The following is an 18596-nucleotide window of genomic DNA, read 5'->3' as shown; positions in this document are numbered from 1 at the left end:
GGCGCGGGCCCGTGGCTGGCCTCGTTGCCCGACGCCGCCTGGGAGTTGGTGCCCCCGGTTCGCCGCGCAGCCGCCGCCCTCGACTGGCACCCGGAGCACGGCGACCGCTGCCAGCACCTCGTCTTCACGTCCCCCGGCCTCGACCGCGACGGCCTCGAACGGCTCCTGGATCACTGCCTGTTGACCGACCCCGAGTACGCCGCCGGCCGTGCCGCCTGGAAACGCCTCCCGCCCGCCTTCGACACCCTCCTGGAGATCTGACCGTGCCCCGCAAGCCCGAGCGCAAGCCGGCCAAGTCCCGCCGCAATCCCCTGGACGCGGCCGGAGTGACGTACATCGACTACAAGGACACCGACCTGCTGCGGAAGTTCGTCTCCGACCGCGGCAAGATCCGCAGCCGCCGGGTCACCGGCGTGAGTGCGCAGCAGCAAAGGCAGTTGGCGGCTGCGATCAAGAACGCCCGGGAGATGGCATTGTTGCCCTACTCGACCCGATAGCCGTCCCCCTCCCGGAACACAAGGGCCCCGGTACGCGTCTTCACTAGTACATGTCCTGCGAGGACCGGGGCAGACGCTGGAACGGCATCGGTAAAGCAGTCGTCAAAGCTGTAACCGGAGGACCACCCCCCGTGCACGTGCATCTGCTCATGCATCTGCACATGAACAGGGCTATGATCCGGAACAGTTGACTACTGCATCAATGGCCACACCAGCCAGTGCACAACCGGGAGCGACCTGTGGACCACCGCGTTGACAGCGTGTACTTGGGGTACGACGTGTACAACGGCATGGCTGCCACGCAGCTGGACGGAGTGGCCTGGCAGAAGAGCAGGCACAGCAACTCGCAGGGCTCCTGCGTGGAGTTCGCGCGGCTGCCCGGCGGCGACGTCGCGGTGCGCAACTCGCGCTTCCCGGACGGTCCCGCGCTCGTCTACACGCGCGCCGAGATCGAGGCGATGCTCCTGGGCATCAAGGACGGCGAGTTCGACCACCTGATAGCGGGATAGCGGTCACCGCAGGACACCGGGACGACAACGCGCGTAGAACCGCGGCGCCAAAAAGCGCCGCGGTTCTCACGTGTCGTCGCGCAGACAGTCGGGGTGCAGCCGGAACAGTGCCCAGACCACCTTGCCGCTGAGCGTGCCCGCCAGCGGGTGCCAGCCCCAGCCGTCGCTGAACGAGTCGACGAGGAACAGGCCGCGGCCGGACTCCGCCGAGAAGTCCTCCGACTCGCAGGCGACGGGACTGTCGTGACTGGGGTCGCGCACCGCGCACACCAGCCGCTCGGTCCACCGCATCAGATGCAGCCGCACGGGCGGTCCCTGCTCCGGGACGCGCGGGGTGTTGGCCGGCAGTGCGTGCCGCAGCGCGTTGGTGACCAGTTCGGAGACCACCAGGCAGACGTCGTCGAAACGGTCGCCTATGTCCCACTGGTCGAGCGTGCGACGAGTGAACTGCCGTGCCTCGCGCACCGCTTCGTAGCGGGCGGGCAGAGAACACGATGCGGCGCTGGACACAGCCGACGGGTCCAGCGGCGGAAGGCCCTGCCGTAACGGCTCGAGCATGGTCGATCCATTCGTCCCCATGCGAGGCACTCCCGGGAATTCGCGGTCGTTGCGATGCAGCGGTGGCGCGAGACCATGGTTTCGGATGCGTAGGGCAGATGCAAGGGCAGATGCACGTGCAGCTGACCGAATTGGACCCTCCCGTACCGCTTGTTAGCCATTTTTTCCGCCAACTTCACGCCGTTCTCGCGCTCCGACCTTGCTTCTTCCTGACGTCTTCCTGACAACTTCCTGTGAACGGGCGCCTCTTCTTTCCATTTCTGTAACCGAACGAGTACTGCTCGAAGTGTTTTAGTGGCAGACTTCGGCCCTTGAAGACGGTTGGGGAGGCTGACGAACGTGAGCGCGGGAGAGCCCGGATCGGTGGTGCGGCGGATGCTGCTCGGCTCGCAACTCAGGCGACTGCGGGAAGCACGTGGGATCACTCGCGAGGCCGCGGGGTATTCGATCCGTGCCTCCGAATCCAAGATCAGTCGCATGGAGCTGGGGCGAGTGAGCTTCAAGACCCGGGATGTAGAGGACCTGTTGACGCTGTACGGCATCACGGACGAGGCGGAGCGCATCTCACTCCTCTCCCTCGCGAAGGAGGCCAACGTAGCGGGCTGGTGGCACAGTTACTCGGACGTCCTGCCCAGTTGGTTCCCCACCTATGTGGGCCTGGAGGGCGCCGCCTCGCTCATCCGCGCCTACGAGGTGCAGTTCGTGCACGGACTGCTGCAGACCGAGGCGTACGCCCGCGCGGTCGTCCGGCGCGGCATGAAGGGCGCGAGCGAGGCCGACGTGGAGCGGCGGGTGGCGCTGCGCCTGGAGCGGCAGAAGTACCTGGTGAACGAGAACGCCCCGGACTTCCACATCGTCCTGGACGAGGCCGCCCTGCGCCGCCCCTACGGTGACCGCGAGGTGATGCGCGGTCAGCTCCAGCACCTGATCGACGTCTCTGAACACCCCAACGTCCGGCTGCAGATCATGCCGTTCGGCTTCGGCGGCCACTCCGGCGAGTCCGGCGCCTTCACGATCCTCTCCTTCCCGGAGTCCGACCTCTCCGACGTGGTCTACCTGGAGCAGCTCACCAGCGCGCTGTACCTCGACAAGGCCGAGGACGTCGGCCAGTACGAGAAGGCGCTGAAGGAGCTCCAGCAGGACAGTCCGGGCCCGGACGAGAGCCGGGATCTTCTCCGGGGACTCCTTCAACTCTCTTGAAACACAAGTACGATGACGTGTGATCAGACCGTGATGATCGATGATCGGGTCTGCTGTTGATCGTGTCTGCTAGCGATTGAGGGATCACACATGTCGTCCTACTTCACCGACCTGGCTCAGCAGTACATCGACGGTGAGTGGCGCCCGGGCACCGGCTCCTGGGACATCATCGACTTCAACCCGTACGACGGCGAGAAGCTCGCGTCGATCACGATAGCCACGGTCGACGAGGTCGACGAGGCGTACAAAGCCGCCGCCCGTGCCCAGAAGACGTGGGCCGCGACCAACCCCTACACCCGCCGCGCCGTGTTCGAGAAGGCCCTGCGGATCATCGAGGACCGCGAGCAGGAGATCGCCGAGGTGATCGTCGCCGAACTCGGCGGCACGTTCCTGAAGGCCGGCTTCGAACTGCACCTCGTCAAGGAGTTCCTGCGCGAGGCGATCCAGCTCGCGCTGCGCCCCCAGGGCCGGATTCTCCCCTCGCCGGTCGACGGCAAGGAGAACCGCGTCTACAGCGTCCCGGTGGGCGTGGTCGGCGTGATCAGCCCCTTCAACTTCCCGCTCCTGCTCTCCCTCAAGTCGGTTGCTCCCGCACTGGCGTTGGGCAACGGCGTGGTCCTCAAGCCGCACCAGAACACCCCGATCGTCGGCGGCTCCCTGGTCGCGAAGATCTTCGAGGACGCCGGTCTGCCCGGCGGTCTGCTCAACGTCGTCATCACCGACATCGCGGAGATCGGCGACGCGTTCATCGAGCACCCGATCCCGAAGGTCATCTCCTTCACCGGCTCCGACAAGGTCGGCCGCCACGTCGCGACCGTCTGCGCCTCGCAGTTCAAGCGCTCGGTGCTCGAACTCGGCGGCAACAGCGCCCTCGTGGTCCTGGACGACGCCGACATCGACTACGCGGTCGACGCGGCGGTCTTCAGCCGCTACGTCCACCAGGGCCAGGTCTGCATGGCCGCGAACCGTGTCCTGGTCGACCGCTCGATCGCCCCCGAGTTCACCGAGAAGTTCGTCGCCAAGGTCAAGTCCCTCAAGGTCGGCGACCCGCGCGACCCGCAGACCGTGATCGGCCCGGTCATCAACTCCTCGCAGGCGGACGCCCTTTCGGGTGTCGTCGAGCAGGCGATCGCGGAAGGCGCGACGGCCCTGGTCCACGGCACGACCACCGACAACCTGGTCGCGCCCTCGGTCCTCACGGGCCTCCCCGCCGACTCGGAGCTGCTCCGCCAGGAGGTCTTCGGCCCGGTCGCCTTCCTCATCCCGTTCGACGGCGAGGAGGAGGCGGTGAGCATCGTCAACGACACGCCCTACGGCCTCAGCGGCGCCGTCCACACCGGCGACATCGAGCGGGGCGTCAACTTCGCCAAGCAGATCGACACCGGCATGTTCCACGTCAACGACGGCACCGTGCACGACGAGCCGATCGTCCCCTTCGGCGGCGAGAAGTCCTCCGGCCTCGGCCGCCTCAACGGCGAGTCGATGCTGGACGCGTTCACCACCCTGAAGTGGATCTCGGTGCAGCACGGGCGGAGCGGGTTCCCGTTCTAGAACATGTACTTCCGGCGGGCCATTGAGGACAGAACCTGACCTCGATGGCCCGTAGCTTCGTCGGTGTCGGGCAGGGAGACGGGCTCCCCGCCGGCACCGGCGAAAGGCGAAGGCCATGGTCACGCACGTAGCGGCAGAGGCGCGGGGCGACGAGCGCGGGGCGCTGCTCGCGTTCGTCGAGGAGCAGCGCGGCGGCATCCGCAGGGCGCTGCTCGGGCTGACCGAGGAGCAGGCCGCGAGCAAGCCCAGCGCGAGCGAACTCTCCCTCTCCGGGCTGCTCAAGCACGTCGTCGAGGTCGAGCAGAGCTGGATCGCCCGGGCCAAGCAGGAACCGCCGGCCATCCAGCGCGACGAGACCAACTGGCACGAGACGTTCCAGCTGGTCGACGGGGAGACCGTCGAATCCCAGCTCGCCCACTGGGAGAAGGTCGCCGCCGAGACCGAGGCGTACATCCGCTCGGTGCCGAGCCTCGACGACACCTTCCCGGTCCCGAGCGACCCCTGGTTCCCGCCGGAGGGCCGGGTCTCCATGCGCTGGCTCTGCCTGCACCTGATCCGCGAGACCGCCCGGCACGCCGGCCACGCCGACATCATCCGCGAGTCCCTCGACGGCGCCACCGCGTTCGAGCTGGTCGCGAAGGAGCGGGGCAGCACCTGGGGCTGACCTGCCGGGTCCTACGCTGGGCCCATGTCAGCGATCCGTCTCCTCGTGCTCGGCGCGGTCCGCCAGCACGGGCGGGCCCACGGCTACCAGGTGCGCAACGACCTCGAATACTGGGGCGCCCACGAGTGGTCCAACGCCAAGCCCGGCTCGATCTACCACGCGCTCAAGCAACTGGCCAAGCAGGGCCTCCTGCACGCCCACGAAGTCGCGCCGTCCACGGCCGGGGGCCCGCCCCGGACGGAGTACGAGATCACCGACTGGGGCACCGAGGAGTTCTTCCGGCTGCTGCGCGAGGCCCTGACGTCGTACGACCAGCAGATGGACGTCAAATCCGCCGCCATCGGCTTCGTCGTCGAGCTGCCGAGGGCCGAGGCGGTGGCGCTGCTGAGGGAGCGCACCCGGGGCATCGACGGATGGCGGGCCTCGGTCACCGAGCACTACATCCCCGAGGACGGGCCCGAACAGCTGGGCCACATCGGCGAGATCATGAACCTCTGGATCCACACGGCCGATGCCGAGGCCGCGTGGACCCAGGGGTTGATCGACCGCATCGAAGGCGGGGCGTACACCTTCGCGGGGGAGGGTGAGTTGTTCGTCGGGGTCCTGAAGGACGGCGAGGAGAACCCGTACGCGACGGGGGAGCGGCATCCCGGGGACGCTCGCTAATCAAGTTTGACTAATGCGATCGACGGCGCTACCTTCGAGACCTTCGAGCAAGTAGTCAAACTTGACTAGCAAGGGAGTGCTCAAGTGGCCGACACGGCGATCACCGTCGAGGACGCACACAAGACGTACGGCGGCAAGAAGACCAAGGACGCGAAGGAGGCGAAGGGAGCCAAGAAGGCGCTCGACGGGCTCGATCTCCAGGTGGCGCGCGGCACCGTGCACGGCGTGCTCGGTCCCAACGGCGCGGGCAAGACCACCCTGGTCCGCATCCTGTCCACCCTGCTGCGACCCGACTCCGGCCGCGTCGAGGTGGCCGGCCACGACGTGCTCACCGAAGCCCGCGCGGTCCGCTTCCGCATCGGGCTGCTCGGCCAGCACGCGGCTCTGGACGAGGAGTTGGGCGGCCGGCAGAACCTGGAGTTGTTCGCCCGTCTCCACCACCTCGGCGCCCGCCACGCGCGCGTGCGCGCCGACGAACTCCTGGAGCGCTTCGACCTCGCCGACACCGGCCGCAAACCCGTCCGCGCCTACAGCGGAGGCATGCGCCGCCGCCTCGACCTCGCCGCCTCGCTCGTCACCGACCCGGAGATCCTCTTCCTGGACGAGCCGACGACCGGCCTCGACCCGCGCGGCCGTGCCGAGGTGTGGACGGCGGTCCGCTCCCTGGTCGGCGGCGGTACGACGGTCCTGCTCACCACCCAGTACCTGGAGGAGGCCGACCAACTCGCCGCCCGTATCTCGGTGGTCGACCAGGGCCGGGTCATTGCCGACGGCACCCCGGACGAGCTGAAGTCCCGCACGGGCGGCGACCGTATCGACGTCGTCCTGCGCGACGCGGGTCAACTGGGCGCCGCCGTCGCCCTGTTGCCGCTTCCCGCGGCCGACATCCGGGTCGACGCGGACCGCCGGCTGCTCAGCGCCCCGGTCACCGACCGGATGACGGCGCTCTCCGGAGTCGTACGGGCGCTGGAGGAGGCCGGGATCGACGCCGAGGACGTGGCGCTGCGGCGGCCGACCCTGGACGAGGTGTTCCTGCATCTCACGGGAGCGGGAGCGGGAGCGGGAGCCGAAGACGACGACCGTGCGAACGTGAAGGAGGCCGTGTGAGCGCCTACGCCCTTACCGATTCCTGGACCATGACCCGGCGTGAACTCGCCCACTGGGCACGGCAGCCCGTGCAGGTCGTGGTGAGTCTCGTTTTTCCGGTGATGCTGCTGCTGATGTTCGGCTACCTGATCGGTGGTGGTCGGGCGGTCGAGGGTGCCTACGTCGACTACCTGGTTCCCGGGATGCTCGCGTTGACCATGGCCTTCGGGCTGGAGGGCACGATGGTCGCCGTCACCCAGGACCTCAACAAAGGGGTGATCGACCGCTTCCGGTCGATGCCGATGGCCGACGAAGCGGTGCTGGTGGGGCGTTCGGCCGCGGACATGCTTCAGTCGGCGATCGGGCTGGTCGTGCTGATCGGGGTCGGGCTCGGGCTCGGCTGGCGTCCGCATGCCGGGCCCGGTGAATTCCTGGGTGCCGTGGGGCTGTTGCTGCTGTTTCGGTTCGCCATGCTGTGGGTCGGGATCCAGCTGGCGCTGGTGGCGGGGCGGCCCGAGATGGTGCAGGCCGTGCAGATCCTCGTGTGGCCGGTCGGGTTCCTGTCCAACGCGCTTGCCACGCCTGCCGCCATGCCGGACTGGCTGGGCACGGTCGTGCAGTGGAATCCGATGTCCCAGACCGCTACGGCCGTGCGTGAACTCTTCGGCGGTCCGGGTGGGGAAGCGGGGCACGTCTGGGCGGCCGTGGCCTGGCCGTTGGGGCTGCTCGTGGTGTTCTTTCCGCTTGCGGTACGGCGGTTTCGGAGGCTTGGGGGCTGAGTCGTCGCCCGGGTGCGGGCGCGGTGGGTGGTTCGCCTGTTGTTCGTGGTGGGTCGGTGCCGCGTCGGGGGGTGTCCGTCCTCGGAACGGCGCGGAATCGGTCGGTCGAGAGAGCGAGGGTGTTGACGCGCCAACCGCTGCGGGCGGACACCCCCCGACACGGCACCTTCGCGCCGTACGCGGGTGGCGAGCCCTCGCGGCCTTGCCTCAGTGGTGGAAGCCTGTTGCCGCTCCCTTGTCGCGGGTCAGGGGGTACGGCTGGTTCCGTAGCTGTGGGAGCAGGAGTGTCAGGTCGTCCAGGAAGAGTTCTGCCAGGTCCGCCGAGAAGCCGTTGCGGCAGACGATTCGGAGGACGGAGAGGTCCTCGCGGTTCGCCGGGAAGGTGTACGCGGGGACCAGCCAGCCGCGCTCCCGTAGGCGGCGGGAGACGTCGAATACGTCGTAGGCCTGGACGTTCGGGGCTGTGGTGAAGGCGAAGACCGGCAACTCGTCGCCCCGGGTGAGGAGTTTGAAGTCGCCGAGGGCCTCGATGCGGTTGGCCAGGGCGCGGGCCACGTCTCGGGTGGACTGCTGTACGGCGCGGTAGCCCTCTCGGCCCAGGCGTAGGAACGTGTAGTACTGGGCGACTACTTGGGCGCCGGGGCGGGAGAAGTTGAGGGCGAAGGTGGGCATGTCGCCGCCCAAGTAGTTGACGCGGAAGACGAGTTCCTCGGGGAGGGCCTCCTTGTCGCGCCACAGGGCCCAGCCGACGCCCGGGTAGACCAGGCCGTACTTGTGCCCTGAGGTGTTGATCGAGGCCACGCGCGGGAGGCGGAAGTCCCAGATCAGGTCCTGGTCCAGGAAGGGCGCGACCATGGCGCCGGACGCGCCGTCCACGTGGACCGGGATGTCGAGGCCCGTGCGCTCCTGGAGTGAGTCGAGGGCGGCGCACAGGTCGGCGATCGGCTCGTAGGAACCGTCGAAGGTGGAGCCCAGGATGCCTACGACGCCGATCGTGTTCTCGTCGCACAGCTCGGCGGCTGCCTGCGGGTCGAGGTGGAAACGGTCGCCCTCCATGGGGACTTGGCGGGCCTCGACCTCCCAGAAGTTGCAGAACTTCTCCCAGCAGACCTGGACGTTGACACCCATCACCAGGTTCGGGCGGGCGGCCGGATAGCGGTCCTTGTTGCGCTGCATCCAGCGGCGTTTGAGGGCCATGCCGGCGAGCATGCAGGCCTCGCTGGAGCCGGTCGTCGAGCAGCCGACCGCGGCTGAGGGGTCCGGTGCGTTCCACAGGTCCGCGAGCATTGCCACGCAGCGTTTCTCCAGCTCCGCGGTGCGTGGGTACTCGTCCTTGTCGATCATGTTCTTGTCCCGGCACTCCGCCATCAGGACGCCGGCTTCCGGCTCCATCCAGGTGGTGACGAAAGTCGCCAGGTTGAGGCGGGAGTTGCCGTCCAGCATCAGCTCGTCGTGCACGAGCTGAGCCGCCGTCATCGGGGGGAGTGGTGCGTCCGGGAGCCGGTGCTTGGGCGGCGCCTCGGTCATGCCGCCGACCGGATTGGCCTCCCCGTAGAAGGGGTTCACCGACATGGGGCGTTCGTCGGGCTGCTCGGGACCTTGGTGCAACGGCATGCGCGTGCCTCCTGCGGAAAGAATCAAAAGGATCAACGGGTGTCAGCGGACCGGAGTTCCGTCCGCGAGCAACTGCATCTGCGGTCGTCCGGTCACCAGCAGCCAGGCCGGCAGCGAGGAGATGCAGAGCAGGGCGAGGATCGCCGGTGAGGCCACCAGGACGGCGGCCGTGAACAGGCTCACCCAGCCCTGCCGGGTGATCGCGAGGAGCATGCCCAGGACGCCCGCCGCGACCCCCAGCGCAGGATGCACCGCCGGCACGAGCGCGTGGGCGAACAGACCGAAGGCCGCGCCGATGAACACCGACGGGAAGATCCGCCCGCCCCGGAAGCCGCAGGACGCGGCGACCACCAGCGCGGCCAGCTTCACCACCGTCATCGTCGCGAACTGCCCGGCCGACCAGCCCTCGGGATCGGCCGCCAGCGCCCCGACCTCGTCCAGGCCCTTGAAGAGCGTCAGATGGCCGCCCACGGCCGCCAGAAGGCCCAGGACCAGTCCACCGGCCGGAAGCGCCAGCATGGGGTGCCTGAGCCGGGAGAAGGCGCCATGGGCGTACGGGAAGAGGTGGACCGCGGCCATTCCGAGCAGTGCGGCCAGCGGCGCCAGCACCAGGACCGCGAGCAGATCGCCCCAGCCGGGGCGGCCGAACGCGGGCAGGTGCAGGTCGAAGGTCGGATGGGCCACCAGAGTGGTCGTCATGGCGCCCGCACCGGCCGCGGCGAGCGGCGCGAACACGTTGTCCCACAGAGCGCCCTTGGTCTGGCGTTTGGCCAGCGCCTCCGAGATGAGCAGCGCCGCCGCGACCGGCGTCCCGAACAGCGCCCCGATCGTCGCCGACTCGGCCAGCGCCCCCCACACCCCGCCCGGCACCCGGGGCGCCAGCCTTCGCCCCGCCCACAGCGCGAGCCCCACGTTCACGGCGATGATCGGGTTCTCCGGCCCGAGGCTCGGGCCGCCCGCGAGCATCAGGGCGGTCGCCAGCACCAGCCCCGGCAGCACCACGGGCGGCAGGGGTACGGCCTCCAGTCCCGTGGTGGCCGGATCGGGACCGGCGTGCCCGGGGACCTTCCACACCACCAGCCCGACCACGATGCCGGTCGCGGTGAGCATGACGAGCATCCACAGCACCGAGTACCGGCCGATGCCGAGCGCGTCGGGCAGGTTCTTCCACAGCACGTGCTGGAGCCGTTCCGCCGCCTCGCTCACCCCGAGGAAGAGCAGACTCGCGAGCACGCCCACGACCAGGGCGGGGACGATCAACGGCAGCAGGGTGCGCGCCGGGGTCGTAGGGGCAACGAGTGCCTGTTGCGCGCTGTCCTGGGCCACGCGCTCACCATAAGCGGGCAAAACGGACCCAACATCTTGGGAACGCAAGGGCTTGTCGGGGCTTGCACCTCACGTGACGTGAGGCCTCAACGTGGGGTGCGGACACAGAAGGGAGCGGAAGTGAGCCACTCCGTAGGACAGGACTCCTACTCCGTGGGACAGGTCGCCGGATTCGCCGGGGTCACCGTGCGCACGCTGCACCACTACGACGACATCGGCCTGCTCGTCCCGAGCGAGCGCAGCCACGCGGGCCATCGGCGCTACGGCGACGCGGACCTCGACCGGCTGCAACAGATCCTGTTCTACCGGGAACTCGGCTTCCCGCTCGACGAGGTCGCGGCCCTGCTCGACGACCCGGAGACGGACCCGCGCGCACATCTGCGCCGGCAGCACGAGCTGCTGACCGCCCGGATCGAGAAGCTGCGGAAGATGGCCGAGGCCGTGGAACACGCCATGGAGGCACGCACGATGGGAATCAACCTCACCCCCGAGGAACGCTTCGAGGTCTTCGGAGACAAGGACCCCGAGCAGTACGCCGAAGAGGCCGAACAGCGCTGGGGCGGCACCGAGGCCTACGCCGAGTCGCAGCGCCGGGCCGCCCGCTACACCAAGGCCGACTGGAAACGCCTCCAGGCCGAGGTCGACGACTGGAGCGAGCGCTACGCCACCCTGGTGAGCACCGGCCGACCACCCACCTCCGAGGAGGCCGTGGACCTGGCCGAGGAACACCGCCTGCACATCGACCGCTGGTTCTACGAGTGCTCCTACGAGATGCACGTCTGCCTCGCCGGCATGTACGTCTCCGACGAGCGCTTCAAGGCGTTCTACGACTCCATGGCCCCGGGCCTCGCCGAACACCTCAGGGACGCGATCCTGGCGAACGCGTCCCGGCACACCTCCTCCTAGGAGCCGCGCTACTCCTTGGCCAGCACCACCGCCGTCCCGTAGGCGCACACCTCGGTGCCCGCGTCCGCGGCCTCGGTGACGTCGAAGCGGAACGCCAGCACGCCGTTCGCCCCACGCGCGCGTGCCTGTTCCACGAGCCGCTCCATGGCCTGGTTGCGGGTCGCCACGAGGGTCTTGGTGAACCCCTTGAGCTCACCGCCGACGAGCGACTTCAGACCGGCTCCGATCTGGCTGCCGAGATGCCGTGAGCGCACGGTCAGCCCGAACACCTCGCCGATCACCTTCTCGACCCGGTAGCCGGGGGCGTCGTTCGTCGTCACGACCAGCACGTCGGCCTGCGGCCCCTGGCCGCCGCCGTATTCTTCGATGTCCATGCGGTCATCGTGGCCCACGGCTCACAGCTTTGTCCTACGCGGCCCACAGTGCATCCTGGAGTCACCGGTGGAACCTGGGGCGGACACATCGCGTTGATAGCTTTGTGCGGCTGTACCTGGACGCTGGCACCTCCCTCCACCCCTCAGGAGCCCGGAACCGTGATGACGCTCGCCCTCGGCCCGAGCTGGCTCGACCCGAACACCACGCTCGACCGGTTCGGGATCTGGGGCCTCCTGCTCGTGGTCTTCGCGGAGTCCGGCCTGCTCATCGGGTTCTTCCTGCCGGGTGACTCCCTGCTGTTCACCTGCGGCCTGCTGATCACCGCGGGCACGTTCGACTTCCCCCTGTGGGCAGCCGTCGCGCTGATCTGCGTCGCCGCGATCCTCGGCGACCAGGCGGGCTACGTCTTCGGCAAGAAGGTCGGCCCCTCGCTCTTCAACCGCCCGGACTCACGCCTCTTCAAGCAGGAGAACGTGGTCAAGGCGCACGAGTTCTTCGAGAAGTACGGCCCCAAGTCCCTGGTCCTGGCCCGCTTCGTGCCCATCGTGCGCACGTTCACGCCGATCGTCGCCGGCGTCAGCGGCATGAAGTACCGCTCGTTCCTGACGTTCAACATCATCGGCGGCGTCCTGTGGGGCGCGGGCGTGACCCTGCTGGGTTCCTGGCTCGGCAACATCGACTTCGTCCACAAGAACATCGAAGCGATCCTCATCCTGATCGTCTTCGTCTCGGTCGTCCCGATCATCATCGAGTTCCTGCGCGCCCGCTCCAAGGCCAAGAAGCAGCCCCAGGGCCCCACCGAGCAGCCTGCCGACCCGGCCGCGACCCAGCCGTTCCCGGTGATCATGGATGACTCGACCACTCAACTCCGCCGCATCGACGAGCCGCAGCAGTACGACCAGAACAACGGCTACGACCAGTACTACGCCCAGCCCCAACAGCAGCAGACGTACCAACAGCAGCCCTACGGCAACCAGCAGTACGGAAACCAGCAGTACCCGCCGTACGACAACCAGGGCCAGGGCTATCAGCAGAGCTAGCTGCAACGCGCCCCAAAGGGGCGCGGGGAACTGCGCGACCAGCCACACGCGACCCGCACTCGCCGACGCACAACGCATCCCGAGCTACTGGGCGCTCAGAACCCCCGGGTCCGCTTGGCAGCCCGCCGGGCCCCCGCCGAAGCCCCCGGAACCCGCAAGAACAACCGCGAGATCTCCGACCCCAGATTGACCCCGATGGCGATGGCCATGGCGAGAGACGCCGCCGTGGCCAACGACACCAGCCCCTTGTCGACCTCGTTCTGAGCGATCGCCAACAGCCCGAAATACGTGGCCGACCCTGGCAGCAGGGGCCCGATCGCCGCGGTCGTGTACGGCAGCGCCGACGCGAACCGGTACCGGGACAGCAACTGCCCGAACAGCCCGACCAACCCCGCCGCAACGGCCGTAGAGGCAACCGGCGAGATCCCGGCGACGTAGTGCATCGCCCCGTACACCGACCAGGCGACACCCCCGTTGAGGGACACGAGCAGCACGGTGGATCGTTCCTGCTGGAGCAGGACGGCGAAGGTCAGCGACAGCAGGACGGACGCGGCGATCTGCCACAGGGGCCGCTCGGAGTTGCCCAGGGCCACGTCCGGGTTGAGCTGGGCGTCGAACTTCACGCCGAAGTACAGGACGGTCAGCACGCCGGCCACGATGCCGACGAAGAAGTACATGACTTCCAGGAGCCGTGCCGCCGCGGTGATGTAGAAGCCGGTCAGCCCGTCCTGTACGCCCGCCACCAGCGCCCGCCCGGGCAGCAGCGCGAACAGCCCACCGGTGATGACCGCGGAGGCCTTCACATCGACGTCGGCGACCGTGAGCGCCACCCCTATCGCGGCGGGCGGCATCGCGGCGACCGTGAACTGGTAGAACTCCGGCAGCCCGCGCCCCGCGCACAGCCACGCCAGCCGGTCGCCGAGCATCGCGCCGAGCGCGGCGGCGAAGAACACGATGACGTCACCGCCGACGAGTACGGAGGCGGCACCGGCGAGCAGCCCGCTGGCACCGGTCAGCACCCACCCGGGGTACGGGTGCCGGTTGCGTCGCATCTCCGCGAGCCGCCGGTAGGCGTCCTCCAAGGAGAGTGCGGTTTCCGGGTCGCTGAGGTCCTGGACCAGCCGGAACACGGCAGCGAGCCGCGTGTAGTCGGTGCCCCGGCGGCGCACGGTCCGCGACGCCGTCACCGGATCGTCGACCAGGGAGGGCTGATAAGAGATCGACAGCAGCGTGAAGGTGACGGTCGGCTCGCAGCGGTCGAGGCCGTAGGACCGGCAGACCGCGAACATCGCCGCCTCGACGTCCTCCGCGCCCTCCCCGCCCGCGAGCAGCAACTCGCCGATGCGGAGCGTCAGATCGAGCACGCGCGGTACGGCGGGGCCGCTGTCGTCCGGCTTCTGCACCGGCTCCGGCGCGGGCCGCTCGGTCACCGGCATCCGCAGCATCGTGCGCATCCGGTCCTGCCAGGGCACGTCCTTGGTGAGGCTGACGAGAGGGATGCCGGTCGGCGGCGTGAAGGCGGGTGGCGCCTCTCTGGCGCTGTAGGTGCTGGGCGGACTGAACGCCGAGCCCTCGGACTCGTCGACGGCCGGCGCCGTCACGTCCAGCCCGTGCGGAACGGCGAACTCGGACGTCGTAGACGACTCCCCGTCAGCGGCCGAGACGCCCGGGGGAGCCGTGAACGCGCTCCTGACCTCGTCCGACTGAGGCTTGCGGTCCTCCGCTTCCGTCACTCCGTAGCACTCCCTGTACGACACCTCCAGTGATCCTCAGTATGCGCACAGACATGGAAACGGGCCGCACGCGTGCGTGCGGCCCGTTTCCATGGCAGGGGGCTCAGTGGCCGCCCTGCTCCTTCAGTCGCTTGTACGAGCGCTCGATCTCCGCCTCGGCGTCCACGCGGCCGACCCAGTTGGCACCCTCGACCGACTTGCCGGGCTCCAGGTCCTTGTAGACCTCGAAGAAGTGCTGGATCTCCAGGCGGTCGAACTCCGACACGTGGTGGATGTCACGCAGGTGCTCCACACGCGGGTCGGACGCCGGGACGCACAGCAGCTTGTCGTCGCCGCCGGCCTCGTCGGTCATCCGGAACATGCCGATCGCGCGGCACTTGATGAGGCAGCCGGGGAAGGTCGGCTCCTCCAGGATGACCAGCGCGTCCAGCGGGTCGCCGTCCTCGCCGAGAGTGTTCTCGACGAAGCCGTAGTCGGCCGGGTAACTGGTCGAGGTGAAGAGTCGACGGTCCAGGCGGATCCGACCGGTCTCGTGGTCCACCTCGTACTTGTTCCGCGAACCCTTCGGGATCTCGATCGTGACGTCGAACTCCACCGGTGGCTCCTCCATGATCAGCACATAGTTCTGGTGGTTAAGTGTCCCTCACGCAGGTGTGTGATCGCGAAAGGGGCTGGTGGTCGTGCCGGAGCTGAGGCCTTGGCAGGCCGCGAGACCGCATGTGGCGCGGGTCGCGCGAGCCGTCCGGCCCCGTCTCAAGCGGGCCGCACAATCCGTGAAACCGCAGGTCACACGGGTCAGTCAAGCTGTGAGACCGCAGGTCGCACGGATCAGCCAGGCCGTGAAACCCCAGGTCACGCGACTCACTGACGCCGTGTCACCGCAGGTCGCCCGGCTCGTCCGAACCGTGTCACCGCAGGTCGCGAAGTTGCCGCGGCCCGACAGGACCTGGCGGTTCACGGCCGTCGCCACCACCGCAGGGATGGCGCTGGCCGCCGTGGTGGTGACCGCCGCCGGTCCCTGGGACTCGTCCGGTCAGCGTACGGCCGAGCGGGACCACGCAGTCGCACAGGAACGTTCAGGTGGCGTAGATCACGGCCGTAATTCCGATACGTCCGCCAAGGCGCCCCGGCCCGCGCCCAGCGCCGCATCCGTCCTGGTCGGCCTCGGCGGCTCCGCCGACACGGTGAAGTCGGCGCCGACCGGCACGGCCCTCGCGGACGTCCTGAACCCCCTCCTGGACAACGCGGCGCTCGGCACCCGCCACACGGCCGCCGTAGTGGACGTGTCGACGGGAAAGCGCCTCTACGGAGTGGGCGCGGACGACGCGCTGACCCCGGCCTCGACCACGAAGATCGCCACCGCCGTGGCCGCGCTCTCCGCGATCGGCGCCGACCACCGCTTCACCACCCGCACCGCCCTGGAGCCCGACACCAAGGAACTCGTCCTGGTCGGCGGCGGCGACCCCACCCTGACCGCCCACAAGGACGCCGAGGGCTGGGCCGGCCTGCGCACCCTGGCCGACGACACGGCCGTGGCCCTGAAGAAGCGCGGCGTGCACGAGGTGACGCTGTCGTACGACACGACCCTGTACGCGGGTGCCGAACTCCACCCGATCGGGGTCAACGAGAACCTCGCCCCGGTCAGCGCCCTGACGGCCGACGAGGGCCGTACCGACGACTCGTCCAGCGGTCCGGTGCTGCGCGTGACGGACCCGGCGGCGGACGCGGCGAAGAAGTTCGCGGGTTTCCTGGAGGAAAACGGCATCAAGACGACATCCCCCGGCCCCTCGAAGGCGACCGCCCGCGCGGACACCCTCGCCACAGTCTCCTCACCCCCGCTGTCCGACATCGTCGAACGGATGCTGACCAACAGCGACAACGACATCGCGGAGGCGCTGGCCCGTCAGACCGCCGTCGCGACGGGCAGGCGGGCCGACTTCGACGGGGGCGCCGCCGCGATCGACGCCCAGCTGACGAAGCTCCAACTCCCGGTCAAGGGCGCCGTGTTCAACGACGGCAGCGGCCTAGACCGTGACGACCGCCTCACCGCCGACCTCCTGACCGCCCTCCTGGTCAAGGCCGGCTCCCCGGCCCACCCCGAACTCCGCCCGGTCCTCACCGGCCTTCCCATCGCCGCTTTCACCGGCACCCTGACGACCCGCTACACGGACGCCACGGGCGCGGCGGGGGTGGTGCGGGCCAAGACGGGCACCCTCACGGGCGTCAACACGCTGGCGGGCACGGTCGTCGACAAGGACGGCCAACTCCTGGCCTTCGCCTTCCTGACGTCCAACACGACGAACGCGCTGGAGGCCCAGGCGGCCCTGGACCACACGGCGACGGCGTTGGCGGCCTGCGGCTGCAGTTCGTAACAGCCACCAACACCGGGTGCCGTTGAAACAGACGCTCACCTGACCCGACGCTCGCGGCCTGCCCCAAGCGGCAGCGCTCACGTACGGTTGACGCATGACGAGCATCGGTGGTGCCGAGATGGTCGACTGGAATCTCGCGGTGGCGACCGCGACCCGACTTGTGCGGCCGGGCCCCGAGGTGAGCCGTGACGAGGCCCGGGCCGTCGTCGCGGAGCTGCGCCGGCATGCGAAGGCCTCGGAGCAACACGTCCGGGGCTTCACCCGGATGGGTACGGACGACATCCACGACACCCCGATCCTGGTCGTCGACCGCCCCGGCTGGGTGCGGGCGAACGTCGCCGGGTTCCGGGAGGTCCTCAAGCCGCTGCTCGACAAGATGCAGGAGCGGCGCGGCAACACCCCCGGGGGCGCGGTCTTCGGGGCGGTCGGCGGCAAGGTGACCGGCGTCGAGCTGGGCATGCTGCTGTCGTTCCTGTCCTCGCGTGTGCTCGGCCAGTACGAGACGTTCGCCCCGGCGACGCGCGAGCTGCCGGCGGGCGCGAAGGGCGGGCGGCTGCTGCTGGTCGCGCCGAACATCGTCCATGTGGAGCGCGAACTCGACGTACAGCCCCACGACTTCCGCCTGTGGGTGTGTCTGCACGAGGAGACGCACCGCACGCAGTTCACGGCGGTGCCCTGGCTGCGTGACCACCTGGAGGGCGAAATCCAGTCTTTCCTGGGGGAGACCGAGGTCGACCCCATGACCGTGCTGGAGCGCATCCGGGAGGCCGCCCAGTCGCTGGCCGGCGGTCGGCCCGAGGGTGAGGAGGACGACGAGGGCCGGTCCCTGGTGGAGATCGTGCAGACGCCCGCGCAGCGGGAGATCCTCGGCCGTCTCACCGCCGTGATGTCCCTCCTGGAGGGACACGCCGACTTCGTGATGGACGGCGTCGGCCCGGACGTGGTGCCGAGCGTCGCGGAGATCCGCGAGAAGTTCCAGCAGCGGCGCGCCAAGGGCGCCTCCCGGCTGGACTCGGCGCTGCGCAAACTGCTGGGCCTGGACGCCAAGTTGAGGCAGTACCGGGACGGCGAGCGATTCGTACGCGCGGTCGTCGAACAGGTGGGCATGGACGGCTTCAACCGCGTGTGGACCTCCCCGAACACGTTGCCGACGAAGACGGAGATCGCCAAACCGGCGGACTGGGTCGCGCGGGTGCACCGCAAGGCCGAGTCGTGAACCGGTCGCGGATGTGGTGAAACGGATTCGGCCTACGGCAGGCGAACGCCCCCGCAATCACCCGTCCGAGGGACCGTGAGCGATGGGTAGGCGTGCGATGCTCGGGGAACGCCCCGGTTCTGTCACCATCTACACACTCTGAGTGACCGAATCTCGGGCCAACCCCCCGAAAACTTCATGAAGGGAACCGGACATGGGTCCCCATCCTGCGGTCGCGGCGATACGCCTGGCGGTCCGCCGCGTCCTCCACGACATCCTCACCGACCACGAGGCCCTGCAGACCGTCGGCGCCTCCCGGCACACCCCGCACGAGCGCCCGCCCTCGCCGCTCGTGCTCGTGGCGTGCTCAGGCGGCGCCGACTCCATGGCGCTCGCCTCCGCCCTCGCCTTCGAAGCACCCAAACTCGGCATCCGGGCCGGCGGCATCACCGTCGACCACGGCCTCCAGGCAGGCTCCGACCTGCGCGCCGACGAGGTCGTCCTGCGCCTGCGAGAACTGGGCCT

The 18596-nt window shown here is 69.1% G+C and carries 20 protein-coding genes; 14 read left to right on the top strand and 6 right to left on the bottom strand.

From position 1 onward, the window contains the following. The 3 genes from R6V09_RS22615 to R6V09_RS22605 form a co-directional block, all read left to right on the top strand. Positions 1-261 (top strand): GTP-binding protein (locus R6V09_RS22615; protein ID WP_317883254.1); only part of this gene is annotated, 261 nt, incomplete at its 5' end. Positions 262-263: 2 nt separating this feature from the next. Beyond that, the gene (rpsR, locus tag R6V09_RS22610) at positions 264-497 is read left to right on the top strand and encodes a 30S ribosomal protein S18 (RefSeq protein WP_317883253.1); all 234 of its coding nucleotides are present in this window, start codon (positions 264-266) and stop codon (positions 495-497) included. 290 nt (positions 498-787) lie between these two features. After that, positions 788-1006, top strand: a complete 219-nt coding sequence (locus R6V09_RS22605; RefSeq protein WP_051105974.1) for a DUF397 domain-containing protein — start codon at positions 788-790, stop codon at positions 1004-1006. A gap of 66 nt (positions 1007-1072) precedes the next feature. Here R6V09_RS22605 and R6V09_RS22600 read toward each other — a convergent pair whose 3' ends face one another. After that, positions 1073-1585: an ATP-binding protein gene (locus tag R6V09_RS22600; protein WP_442810110.1), complete on the bottom strand. Its 513-nt coding sequence runs from the start codon at positions 1583-1585 to the stop codon at positions 1073-1075. A gap of 354 nt (positions 1586-1939) precedes the next feature. Here R6V09_RS22600 and R6V09_RS22595 point away from each other — a divergent pair, with 354 nt between their 5' ends. The 6 genes from R6V09_RS22595 to R6V09_RS22570 all read left to right on the top strand — a co-directional run bounded on the left by R6V09_RS22595 (position 1940) and on the right by R6V09_RS22570 (position 7510). Next, the gene (locus tag R6V09_RS22595) at positions 1940-2764 is read left to right on the top strand and encodes a helix-turn-helix domain-containing protein (RefSeq protein WP_317883255.1); all 825 of its coding nucleotides are present in this window, start codon (positions 1940-1942) and stop codon (positions 2762-2764) included. A 90-nt stretch (positions 2765-2854) separates the two neighbouring features. After that, positions 2855-4315 carry an aldehyde dehydrogenase family protein gene (locus R6V09_RS22590; RefSeq protein ID WP_317883251.1) on the top strand — a complete coding sequence of 487 codons (1461 nt, stop codon included), beginning with the start codon at positions 2855-2857 and terminating at the stop codon, positions 4313-4315. 115 nt (positions 4316-4430) lie between these two features. Continuing rightward, positions 4431-4979, top strand: a complete 549-nt coding sequence (locus R6V09_RS22585; protein WP_317883250.1) for a DinB family protein — start codon at positions 4431-4433, stop codon at positions 4977-4979. 24 nt (positions 4980-5003) lie between these two features. Continuing rightward, complete coding sequence (locus R6V09_RS22580) at positions 5004-5645, top strand: PadR family transcriptional regulator (RefSeq protein WP_317883249.1); 642 nt, start codon at positions 5004-5006, stop codon at positions 5643-5645. Positions 5646-5729: 84 nt separating this feature from the next. Beyond that, complete coding sequence (locus R6V09_RS22575) at positions 5730-6752, top strand: ATP-binding cassette domain-containing protein (protein ID WP_317883248.1); 1023 nt, start codon at positions 5730-5732, stop codon at positions 6750-6752. Beyond that, on the top strand, positions 6749-7510 hold the full coding sequence (locus R6V09_RS22570) for an ABC transporter permease (RefSeq protein ID WP_317883247.1): 762 nt from the start codon (positions 6749-6751) through the stop codon (positions 7508-7510). Before R6V09_RS22575 ends, R6V09_RS22570 begins: the two co-directional genes overlap by 4 nt. 207 nt (positions 7511-7717) lie before the next feature. Here R6V09_RS22570 and R6V09_RS22565 read toward each other — a convergent pair whose 3' ends face one another. After that, positions 7718-9124, bottom strand: coding sequence for a glutamate decarboxylase (locus R6V09_RS22565; RefSeq protein ID WP_317883246.1), 1407 nt, complete (start codon positions 9122-9124; stop codon positions 7718-7720). Between the two features lie 42 nt (positions 9125-9166). Continuing rightward, entirely contained in the window at positions 9167-10450 is a 1284-nt protein-coding gene (locus R6V09_RS22560; RefSeq protein WP_317883245.1) for an ion channel protein, read from the bottom strand. Between the two features lie 120 nt (positions 10451-10570). Here R6V09_RS22560 and R6V09_RS22555 point away from each other — a divergent pair, with 120 nt between their 5' ends. Next, on the top strand, positions 10571-11356 hold the full coding sequence (locus R6V09_RS22555) for a MerR family transcriptional regulator (RefSeq protein ID WP_317883244.1): 786 nt from the start codon (positions 10571-10573) through the stop codon (positions 11354-11356). Positions 11357-11364: 8 nt separating this feature from the next. On the opposite strand, the gene R6V09_RS22550 is transcribed toward R6V09_RS22555, so the two are convergent. Next, positions 11365-11730: a YbjQ family protein gene (locus tag R6V09_RS22550; protein ID WP_317883243.1), complete on the bottom strand. Its 366-nt coding sequence runs from the start codon at positions 11728-11730 to the stop codon at positions 11365-11367. A 162-nt stretch (positions 11731-11892) separates the two neighbouring features. Between R6V09_RS22550 and R6V09_RS22545 the strand changes: the two genes are divergently transcribed. After that, a complete protein-coding gene (locus R6V09_RS22545) occupies positions 11893-12771 on the top strand; it encodes a DedA family protein (protein ID WP_442810111.1) in 879 nt (292 codons plus the stop codon). A gap of 95 nt (positions 12772-12866) precedes the next feature. Here R6V09_RS22545 and R6V09_RS22540 read toward each other — a convergent pair whose 3' ends face one another. Next, complete coding sequence (locus R6V09_RS22540) at positions 12867-14504, bottom strand: threonine/serine ThrE exporter family protein (protein WP_317883241.1); 1638 nt, start codon at positions 14502-14504, stop codon at positions 12867-12869. 103 nt (positions 14505-14607) lie between these two features. Beyond that, complete coding sequence (locus R6V09_RS22535; protein ID WP_026151575.1) at positions 14608-15099, bottom strand: inorganic diphosphatase; 492 nt, start codon at positions 15097-15099, stop codon at positions 14608-14610. Between the two features lie 79 nt (positions 15100-15178). Here R6V09_RS22535 and dacB point away from each other — a divergent pair, with 79 nt between their 5' ends. The 3 genes from dacB to R6V09_RS22520 form a co-directional block, all read left to right on the top strand. After that, entirely contained in the window at positions 15179-16876 is a 1698-nt protein-coding gene (dacB, locus tag R6V09_RS22530) for a D-alanyl-D-alanine carboxypeptidase/D-alanyl-D-alanine endopeptidase (protein WP_317883240.1), read from the top strand. A 94-nt stretch (positions 16877-16970) separates the two neighbouring features. Further along, complete coding sequence (locus R6V09_RS22525) at positions 16971-18092, top strand: zinc-dependent metalloprotease (RefSeq protein WP_317883239.1); 1122 nt, start codon at positions 16971-16973, stop codon at positions 18090-18092. A gap of 193 nt (positions 18093-18285) precedes the next feature. Then, a partial coding sequence (locus R6V09_RS22520) for an ATP-binding protein (protein WP_317883238.1) occupies positions 18286-18596 on the top strand: 311 nt, incomplete at its 3' end.

Source organism: Streptomyces sp. W16, from assembly GCF_033194735.1.
In the GTDB taxonomy this organism is placed as follows: domain Bacteria; phylum Actinomycetota; class Actinomycetes; order Streptomycetales; family Streptomycetaceae; genus Streptomyces.
This window is presented reverse-complemented; position numbering and strand designations above follow the sequence as displayed.

Excerpts from the sequence above, each read along its gene's own strand:
- R6V09_RS22605 (WP_051105974.1), top strand. The coding sequence starts at position 788 with ATGGCTGCCACGCAGCTGGACGGAGTGGCCTGGCAGAAGAGCAGGCAC.
- R6V09_RS22600 (WP_442810110.1), bottom strand. The coding sequence starts at position 1,585 with ATGGGGACGAATGGATCGACCATGCTCGAGCCGTTACGGCAGGGCCTT.
- R6V09_RS22595 (WP_317883255.1), top strand. The coding sequence starts at position 1,940 with ATGCTGCTCGGCTCGCAACTCAGGCGACTGCGGGAAGCACGTGGGATC.
- R6V09_RS22590 (WP_317883251.1), top strand. The coding sequence starts at position 2,855 with ATGTCGTCCTACTTCACCGACCTGGCTCAGCAGTACATCGACGGTGAG.
- R6V09_RS22585 (WP_317883250.1), top strand. The coding sequence starts at position 4,431 with ATGGTCACGCACGTAGCGGCAGAGGCGCGGGGCGACGAGCGCGGGGCG.
- R6V09_RS22580 (WP_317883249.1), top strand. The coding sequence starts at position 5,004 with ATGTCAGCGATCCGTCTCCTCGTGCTCGGCGCGGTCCGCCAGCACGGG.
- R6V09_RS22565 (WP_317883246.1), bottom strand. The coding sequence starts at position 9,124 with ATGCCGTTGCACCAAGGTCCCGAGCAGCCCGACGAACGCCCCATGTCG.
- R6V09_RS22550 (WP_317883243.1), bottom strand. The coding sequence starts at position 11,730 with ATGGACATCGAAGAATACGGCGGCGGCCAGGGGCCGCAGGCCGACGTG.
- R6V09_RS22545 (WP_442810111.1), top strand. The coding sequence starts at position 11,893 with ATGACGCTCGCCCTCGGCCCGAGCTGGCTCGACCCGAACACCACGCTC.
- R6V09_RS22525 (WP_317883239.1), top strand. The coding sequence starts at position 16,971 with ATGACGAGCATCGGTGGTGCCGAGATGGTCGACTGGAATCTCGCGGTG.